General features: G+C 32.4%; 6 protein-coding genes and 1 other RNA gene. All 7 read right to left on the bottom strand.

Going from position 1 to position 9,268, the window contains the following annotated elements; all coding sequences use genetic code 11:
* Positions 1-26: 26 nt before the first annotated feature.
* Positions 27-2,288 carry an aconitate hydratase gene (locus HKP59_RS11810; RefSeq protein WP_291807166.1) on the bottom strand — a complete coding sequence of 754 codons (2,262 nt, stop codon included), beginning with the start codon at positions 2,286-2,288 and terminating at the stop codon, positions 27-29.
* Between the two features lie 178 nt (positions 2,289-2,466).
* An RNA gene (gene rnpB / locus HKP59_RS11805) (RNase P RNA component class A) lies at positions 2,467-2,766 on the bottom strand.
* Positions 2,767-2,921: 155 nt separating this feature from the next.
* A complete protein-coding gene (dnaJ, locus tag HKP59_RS11800) occupies positions 2,922-4,040 on the bottom strand; it encodes a molecular chaperone DnaJ (RefSeq protein WP_291807163.1) in 1,119 nt (372 codons plus the stop codon).
* A gap of 10 nt (positions 4,041-4,050) precedes the next feature.
* Positions 4,051-4,578 (bottom strand): nucleotide exchange factor GrpE, encoded by a 528-nt coding sequence (locus HKP59_RS11795; RefSeq protein ID WP_291807160.1) that lies wholly within the window; start codon positions 4,576-4,578, stop codon positions 4,051-4,053.
* Between the two features lie 156 nt (positions 4,579-4,734).
* Positions 4,735-6,042, bottom strand: coding sequence for a UDP-N-acetylglucosamine 1-carboxyvinyltransferase (gene murA, locus HKP59_RS11790; RefSeq protein WP_291807157.1), 1,308 nt, complete (start codon positions 6,040-6,042; stop codon positions 4,735-4,737).
* 13 nt (positions 6,043-6,055) lie between these two features.
* On the bottom strand, positions 6,056-6,700 hold the full coding sequence (locus tag HKP59_RS11785) for a DUF4290 domain-containing protein (protein WP_291807154.1): 645 nt from the start codon (positions 6,698-6,700) through the stop codon (positions 6,056-6,058).
* A 64-nt stretch (positions 6,701-6,764) separates the two neighbouring features.
* Entirely contained in the window at positions 6,765-9,092 is a 2,328-nt protein-coding gene (locus HKP59_RS11780; RefSeq protein ID WP_291807152.1) for an ATP-dependent helicase, read from the bottom strand.
* Between the last annotated feature and the right edge of the window lie 176 nt (positions 9,093-9,268).

Genomic DNA, 9,268 nt, shown 5'->3' with positions numbered 1-9,268 from the left:
TTTTTTTATGATTTAATTTAATATACTTAAACTCCTTGTTTCTTTATTAAGTTTAAAGCTGACCCTTCTTTATACCATTCAATTTGACCCTCATTGTAAGTATGATTTAATTTAATAGTATCAGTACTTCCATCAGCATGAATAATTTCTAATGTTAATTGTTTTCCAGGTGCAAATTCGTTTAAATCTAAAAAGTTAAACGTATCATCTTCTAAAATTAAGTCATAATCCGCTTCATTATCAAACGTTAAACCAAGCATCCCTTGCTTTTTTAAGTTTGTTTCGTGGATACGTGCAAATGACTTCACAATTACTGCGGCAACACCAAGATGGCGTGGTTCCATTGCCGCATGCTCACGAGATGAACCTTCACCATAGTTATGATCTCCTACAACTATTGAAAATACATTAGCCGCTTTATATGCCCTTGCAGTGTCAGGTACGGCACCAAATTCACCGTTTAATTGATTTTTAACTTTGTTAGTTGCTTTTCCAAAAGCATTAACAGCTCCAATTAAACAGTTGTTAGAAATATTATCTAAATGCCCTCTAAAACGTAACCAAGGACCCGCCATAGAAATATGATCTGTTGTACATTTTCCAAATGCTTTAATCAACAATTTAGCGCCTTTTATTTCATTTCCAATAGGTTTGAAAGGTGTTAATAACTGTAGTCTTTCAGAATCAGATTTCACAACAACATCAACTCCTCTACCATCTTCAATTGGTGCAACGAAACCAGCATCTTCAACATCAAATCCTTGCGGAGGCAATTCAAAACCGGTAGGTTCTTTCAATGAAATCTCTTGACCATCTTGATTTATTAATTTATCAGTCATTGGATTGAAATCTAATCTACCTGAAATTGCAACTGCTGCTACCATAGACGGTGAAGCTACAAAAGCGTGCGTATTTGGATTCCCGTCAGCTCTTTTAGAAAAATTACGATTAAATGAGTGAATAATTGTATTTTTTTCTTGTTTATCTGCCCCATCTCTATCCCACTGACCAATGCAAGGGCCGCAAGCATTCGTAAATATTTTAGCGTTTAAATTTTCGAAAATATCTAATAGTCCATCACGTTCAGCAGTAAATCGCACTTGTTCAGAACCTGGATTAATTCCGAATTCTGCTTTAGCTACAATTTTGTTATCCACTGCCTGTTTTGCAACTGAAGCTGCTCTTGATAAATCTTCATAAGAAGAGTTAGTACAAGAACCTATTAAACCCCAATCAACTTTTAAAGGCCATTCATTTTTAGTTGCTTTTTCAGTCATTTCACCAACTGGTGTAGCTAAATCTGGTGTAAAAGGTCCGTTTATATGTGGTTTTAATTCCGATAAGTTAATTTCTATAACTTGATCAAAATATTGTTCAGGATTTTCATAAACTTCGTCATCTCCTGTTAAATATGATGCTATTTTGTTCGCTTCATCAGCTACTTCATCTCGATCAGTTGCTCTTAAATATCGTTCAATAGATTCATCATAACCAAAAGTAGATGTAGTTGCTCCAATTTCAGCACCCATATTACAAATAGTCCCTTTTCCTGTTGCAGACATTGCTTTAGCTCCTTCACCAAAATATTCAACAATACAACCTGTACCACCTTTTACAGTAAGTATACCTGCTACTTTTAAAATGACATCTTTTGGAGCGGTCCAACCTGAAAGTTTTCCTGTCAATTTAACTCCAATTAATTTTGGGAATTTTAATTCCCAAGGCATTCCTGCCATTACATCTACAGCATCAGCACCTCCAACACCAATAGCTATCATTCCTAAACCACCAGCATTTACAGTATGTGAATCAGTACCAATCATCATTCCACCTGGAAAAGCATAATTTTCCAACACTACTTGATGAATTATACCTGCACCTGGTTCCCAAAAACCAATTCCATATTTATTTGAAACTGAAGCTAAGAAATTAAATACTTCACTACTTGAATTTAAAGCATTTTGTAAATCTTTATCTGCTCCAATTTTTGCTTGAATTAAGTGATCACAATGCACAGTTGTTGGAACAGCTACTTTGCTCTTACCTGCCTGCATAAACTGCAACAAAGCCATTTGTGCTGTTGCATCTTGACAAGCAATTCGGTCTGGAGCAAAATCTACATAATCTTTACCTCTAGTAAAAACATCTGTTGCTTTACCGTCCCAAAGGTGATTATATAATATTTTTTCAGCCAAAGTTAAAGGTTTCCCTACTACTTTTTTTGCAGTATCAACTCTTTCGATCATTCGGTTATAAACACCTTTAATCATATCTATATCAAAAGCCATATCTATATATTTTGTTTAATTATTTTATTCACGCGAAGTTACAAAAAATGATGTTTTAAATTGTACAATAATCAATTTCCATTTCATTTTTATAGATATAAATAGTATTATCTACTATAATTTTGAAAAATATAAATTAATGTGTAAAATTTATGATTTTTATTACGGAATTGATAAAAAAATAAGTAGGTCTATAAGCCGGATTTTGTACTTAAAAAGTTCTTATCATTTATCTAGGCTATAAATTACTCTATAGCTCAAGCTGCCTACCCCTTGAAATAGAGCGAGTAACTCTAAAATTTCAATATACGTGGCATTTCACCGCATAGAGTTTACCTGGTTTCACTACAGCCGAACTGTACTTGCTTTCTGTTGCACTTGTCCTCAACTTTCGTTGGACGGGTGTTACCCGCTACGCTACTCTTTGGTGTCCGGACTTTCCTCTCCGTTAAAACGGAACGATAAGACGACCTACTTAATGTGCAAAAATAGTTTAATTAGTTGATTAAAAAAACCCACTCACAATGTGAGTGGGAAAATTGCTATGAAAAAGAAAAAGTACTATTGACAAAAAGCCAATAGCATTTTATCAAATATAGTTTAATTTTTCTATTTATAAAAATAAACTAACACTTAAGAAAACATATCTTTTACTTTTTCAAAAAAAGATTTATCAAATTTTGAAGGAGCAGGTTCAAAATTTTCATCATTTTTCATTTTATCAAAAAATTCCTTTTGCTCTTTTGACAAACTTTGAGGTGTCCAAACATTTACATGTACTAACAAATCTCCATTTCCGTAATGATCAATACTAGGTAATCCTTTACCCCTTAACCTTAATATTTTCCCTGATTGTGTACCTGGCTCTATTTTAATTTTAACTTTTCCTGTTACCGTATCAATATTTTTACTAATCCCTAATACAGCCTCAGAAAAATTAATATACAAATCAAAATGTAAGTTAGTTCCTTCTCGTTTTAAAGTGTCGTGTTTAATTTCTTCAATAACAACAATTAAATCACCATCCACAGAGTTATTTCCTGGAGCGGAATTTCCTTTTCCATTTACCTTCAACTGCACCCCTTCCGTAACACCTGCTGGTATTTTTATTGAAACTGTTTCTTCTTTAACTTCAAGCCCGCTATTATCAGCTCCTTTTGGACGTTTATCTAAGATTTCACCTGCACCTTGACATGCTGGACAAGTTGATGCCGTTTGCATACGTCCTAAGATTGTATTAGTAACTCTCATTACTTGACCTTGACCATTACAGGTAGAGCATGTTTTAAATGTTACACCTGCCGCTTGAATTTTTCTTCGAACTTTTACTTTTTTCTCAACACCATTAGCGATCTCTTCCAGGGTAAGTTTCACTCTAATCCTCAAGTTACTTCCTTTTACTCTTGCACTACCTCGAGAACTACGTCCACCAAAGCTACCTCCAAAACCACCCCCGAAAATATCTCCAAATTGACTGAAAATGTCTTCCATATTCATTCCGCCAAATCCTCCTGCACCTGCGCCTCCATTTTCAAATGCTGCGTGACCATACTGATCGTAACGCGCCTTTTTATTTTCGTCACTTAAAACTTCATAAGCCTCTGCCGCTTTTTTGAAATTCTCTTCAGCTGTTTTATCTCCTGGATTTTTATCTGGATGATATTTGATTGCTTGTTTTCGGTATGCTTTTTTTATTTCTGCGGTTGTAGCATTTTTAGAAATGCCCAATATTTCGTAGTAATCTTGCTTCATATTATTTTATTTATTGCCCTATAACAACTTTCGGATATCTTATTACTTTTTCTCCTAATTTATAACCTTGCTCAACAACTTCTATAATTTTTCCTTTTAAATCATCAGATGGTGATGGAATTTGAGTAATAGCCTCATGTAACTCTACATCAAAAGTATCTCCTTGCTTAACTTCTATATGGCTAAGTCCTTTTTGAGTTAATGAATTTTGAAGCTTATTTTTAATTAACTCCATTCCTTTTAATAATTCTTTATCCTTCGCTTTTTTAATTTCAGCTAAGCCTCTGTCAAAATCATCTAATATTGGCAATAATACTGTCATTAGTTCTTCATTGGCAGTTTTAAATAGCTCAATTCTTTCTTTAGAAGTTCGCTTTTTATAATTTTCAAATTCAGCAAATAAACGTAAAAATTTTTCCTTTTCTTGAAGTACTTCTTTTTTTAATTGCTCTTCAGCACTGGCTTCCTGAGTATCTTCCTGCTGAACTTCTTGTTCCTCTATATTTTTTTCTTCTTTAATTTCTTCCTTTTTACTCATATTTTTAACTTGAAAAATTTAACTCTAAAAAAGCTTGCAAAAGTATTGCCATAATCATAAATATGCCAATATGACATTTCTAACTTCAAAGTTATGTATAATAAAAGAAATTCCTATTTTCATAGGAATTTCAATCATATTTTATAAAGGCTTTCATTACTCAATCCTTGTAATTTTAGCTCCTATAGCTCTCAATCGTTCATCAATATTTTGATAGCCTCTATCAATTTGTTCAATATTTTGGATAGTACTAACTCCGTTCGCTGAGAGTGCCGCAATTAACAACGAAATACCAGCTCTAATATCGGGTGAAGTCATGGTTGTTGCTTTTAAACAAAATTCGTGGTTCATACCAATAACCGTTGCTCTATGAGGATCGCAAAGAATTACTTTGGCACCCATATCAATAAGTTTATCAACAAAGAATAAACGACTTTCAAACATTTTTTGATGAATCAGAACACTTCCTTTTGCCTGTGTAGCAACTACCAAAATAATACTCAACAAATCAGGTGTAAAACCTGGCCACGGAGCGTCAGATACTGTTAAAATTGAGCCATCTATATAATTTTGAATTTCGTAGCTATCTTGTTCAGGAATAAAAATATCATCACCTCTACGCTCTAAATTAATTCCAATTTTTTGGAAAACGCGAGGTATTAATCCCAAATCATCCCAACTTACATCTTTAATAGTAATTGAAGATTTGGTCATTGCGGCCATACCTATCCAACTACCAATTTCAATCATATCGGGCAATATTCTATGAGAACAACCATTAAGTTCATCAACACCATCAATGATTAATAAATTAGAGCCTACTCCTCTAATTTTTGCCCCCATACTATTTAACATCTTGCATAATTGTTGCAAATAGGGCTCACAAGCAGCATTGTAAATTGTTGTAATTCCTTTTGCTTTTACAGCTGCCATTACAATATTTGCTGTACCAGTTACCGAGGCTTCATCCAACAGCATATTTGTTCCAATTAACTGTTTGGCTTCAACACCATAAAAAAGTTCATTTTGGTTATACCTAAAAGTAGCACCTAATTTTATAAACCCTTCAAAATGTGTATCTAATCTTCGTCTACCAATTTTATCACCACCTGGTTGAGGAATATATCCTACTCCAAACCTCGCAAGTAATGGACCAACAATCATGATAGAACCTCTTAAGGAACTACCATCTTTTTTAAATTTATCCGATTTTAAATAGTCAAGATTTATTTCATCGGCCTGAAAGGTATAGGTGTCTGATTTTAATTTAGCTACCTTTACTCCCAACTCACTTAAAATAAAAATTAATTTATTTACATCTCGAATATCAGGGATATTACTAATAGTAACTTTTTCTGCTGTTAATAAAACTGCACAAATAACTTGTAAAGCCTCATTTTTAGCACCTTGAGGAGTAATTTCACCACTTAACTTATGGCCTCCTTCAATTTTAAATGTAGCCATTTTATAGGAATTATTATTGTTGTTTTTTCTTAGACCTAGGTTTATTTGAATGCCCTTTTTTATAATTTGATTTAGTATTTGAAGGCCTTTTTCTCAATAGATCTTTTACCTCTGATAATGTTTCATTCTTGTCGGTTAAGTCAATTTTACCCTTTGATAATTCAACCAAATGCTTAAAAATAATTTGATCACTAACAGTATCTTTGTTCCAATTCAAATAACATTTTTTCATATGATTTGCAATGGTCCAATACAACGCTTCTCGTGCTTCACCTTCGTCCCAGGTCAAGGCAGTGTCAATCATTGTTTGAATGTTATTCCCGTAATATCTATATTTAGAAGCATATTTAGGATATTCCAATCGCTCCGGCTTTTCTTGTAAGACCTCTTTCTTTAATTTTTCATAGGGTGAATCAACATCTAATTTAAAATCTGCCATAATAAAAAGCTGATCCCATAACTTATGTTTAAAATCTGGTACATCTCTTAAATGTGGCTGTAAATTGCCCATAACATCTACAATTGCCTTTGCCATTTTATTTCGTTCTTCACTATCTTCCAAAGCAATGCAATGGTCTACTAATTTTTGAATATGACGGCCATATTCTGGGATAATTAAATGCGGTCTATCTGCATTGTATTCTAAATCAAATTCCATGTATCTAATCTTCTATTTTATAAGATGCAAATTACAATATAAATATTGGTTTCACAATGATAATTTAGGTTATAATTGTGAGTTTTGCGAATTGCAATAATAATTTTTTTACACCTACAGAGGCAAATCTAATTTCAGCTTTTTGATTTGCACCGGAGCCTTCTATACTAATTACCTCTCCTTTACCAAACTTTGTATGCTCTACAATATTACCTATTTCAATTGAGCTATCAAACAAATTTGAAGGTGATGAAGAGGATTTAACTACCTTTTTTAAATTCTTTGGTGGTGAAAATTGAGGTTGTTGTTTAACTACCTTTTTATTTGGTGTTCGTTGAACTGGTTTTTTAAAACGAATTTTATGTTGCGGAACACTTCCGAAAATATCTTCATCAATAAACTTTTGTTGCTTTGGAATTGGTTCTTTTACTGTTAAAAATTCTAAAAACTGTTGGTCAATTTCTTCTAAAAATCTACTTGGTTCGCAATCTACTAACTTTCCCCAACGATAGCGCGTTTGCGCATAAGTTAAATAGGCCTGCTGTTCTGCTCTAGTTAAAGCTACATAAAACAATCTTCGTTCCTCTTCTAATTCACTTCTCGTATTCATACTCATGGCTGAAGGAAATAAATTTTCTTCAAGACCAACAATATAAACATATGGAAATTCTAATCCTTTCGCCAAATGAATCGTCATTAACGAAACTCTTGGTGTATCATCTTTCTTTTCACTATCAAAATCAGTAGCTAAAGCAACATCCTCTAAGAAAAAAGCTAATGAATCTTCTTCTTCTTTTTCTTTTTGAACATCAACAAAATCTTTTAAGCCATTTAGAAGTTCTTGTATATTTTCAACTTTACTTACACCTTCAGGTGTACCATCACTTTCTAGATCTTTAATTAATCTGGTTTGTTTAATTACAAATTCGGCAATTTCAAAAGCATTTTTACTTTGCGCTTCTATTTGAAAGTGTTGTATCATGGTAACAAAGTTGGTTAACTTTGTTTTTGTACCGGCATTTATATTAATGTCAAGTTGCTGTAACGTTAATAACAACTCAAAAATTGACTTTTTGTAATGGTTTGCTGCCACAGATAATTTATCCATTGTTGTAGTACCGATTCCTCGAGCTGGATAATTTATGACTCTCTTTAAAGCTTCTTCATCATTTGGATTGATTAATAAACGTAAATAGGCTAAAGTATCTTTAATTTCTTTACGTTGATAAAAAGACAAACCACCATAAATTTTATATTTTATATCTTTCTTTCTCAGTGCGTCTTCAATAGCTCTGGATTGAGCATTTGTTCTGTACAAAATAGCAAATTCAGAATTTTTTAGTTGTAAATTCATTTTGTTATCAAAAATTGAATTTGCAATAAAACGTCCTTCCTCAGCCTCTGTAAAAGTTCTCATTACTTTTATTTTACCCCCTTCACTATTCGCTGTCCAAACTTGTTTATCTAATTTTGTTTTATTCCGTTGAATAACACTATTGGCAGCTTCAACAATATTTTTTGATGAACGATAATTTTGCTCTAATTTAAAGATATTTACTTTATCATAATCACGCTGAAAATTCAAAATATTTTGAATATTTGCGCCACGAAATGAATATATACTTTGCGAATCATCACCTACCACACAAATATTTTGAAACCGATCAGCCAATGCTCTTACAATTAAATATTGAGAGTGATTGGTATCTTGATACTCATCAACCAAAATATATTTAAAACGATGTTGGTATTTTGCTAAAACTTCAGGAAAACGTGTAAGTAACTCATTGGTTCGTAACAATAAATCATCAAAATCCATGGCTCCAGCTTTAAAGCAACGCTCTACATAATGATGATAAATTTCTCCAATCTTTGGACGGCTAGCCATTTTATCGGCTTCCATTAATTCTGGATTATTATAATATGCTTTTACAGTAATTAAACTGTTTTTAAATGAAGAAATTCTACTTAAAACCTGTTTTGCCTTGTATCTATCTTTATCTAATTGCATTTCTTTAATAATAGAAGAAAGCAATCTAACAGCATCTTGCGTATCGTAAATTGTAAAATTAGAAGGAAATCCTAAGTGATGACCTTCAGACCTTAAAATACGAGCAAAAACAGAATGGAAAGTACCCATCCATAAGTTTTTTGCTTCAGAATCTCCAACAACATCTGCAATACGACTTTTCATTTCTCGTGCTGCTTTGTTCGTAAAAGTTAACGCTAAAATATGAAAGGCATCCACATTATTATGCATTAAATTTGCAATTCTATAGGTTAGAACACGTGTTTTACCAGAACCAGCACCAGCAATAATAATCATTGGGCCTTCTTTATGCAAAACAGCTTCTCTTTGAGATTCGTTTAGATTATTTAAGTAGTTAGTCACAGGAATTCTTTAAAAAATCAAAAGTACTATTCCAAAATTAGTTGGGCAATAAAAGTTATTGACAAAGCACTTAAGATTTCTTTTTAAATTGATTTACTAACAATAAAAACAAACCTAACACCATAAAACCACTAAAAATTAATAATAATAAATTGTAATTTTTAATAGGTGTTAAT

It is taken from the genome of Lutibacter sp. (assembly GCF_013041805.1).
GTDB lineage: Bacteria > Bacteroidota > Bacteroidia > Flavobacteriales > Flavobacteriaceae > Lutibacter.
This window is presented reverse-complemented; position numbering and strand designations above follow the sequence as displayed.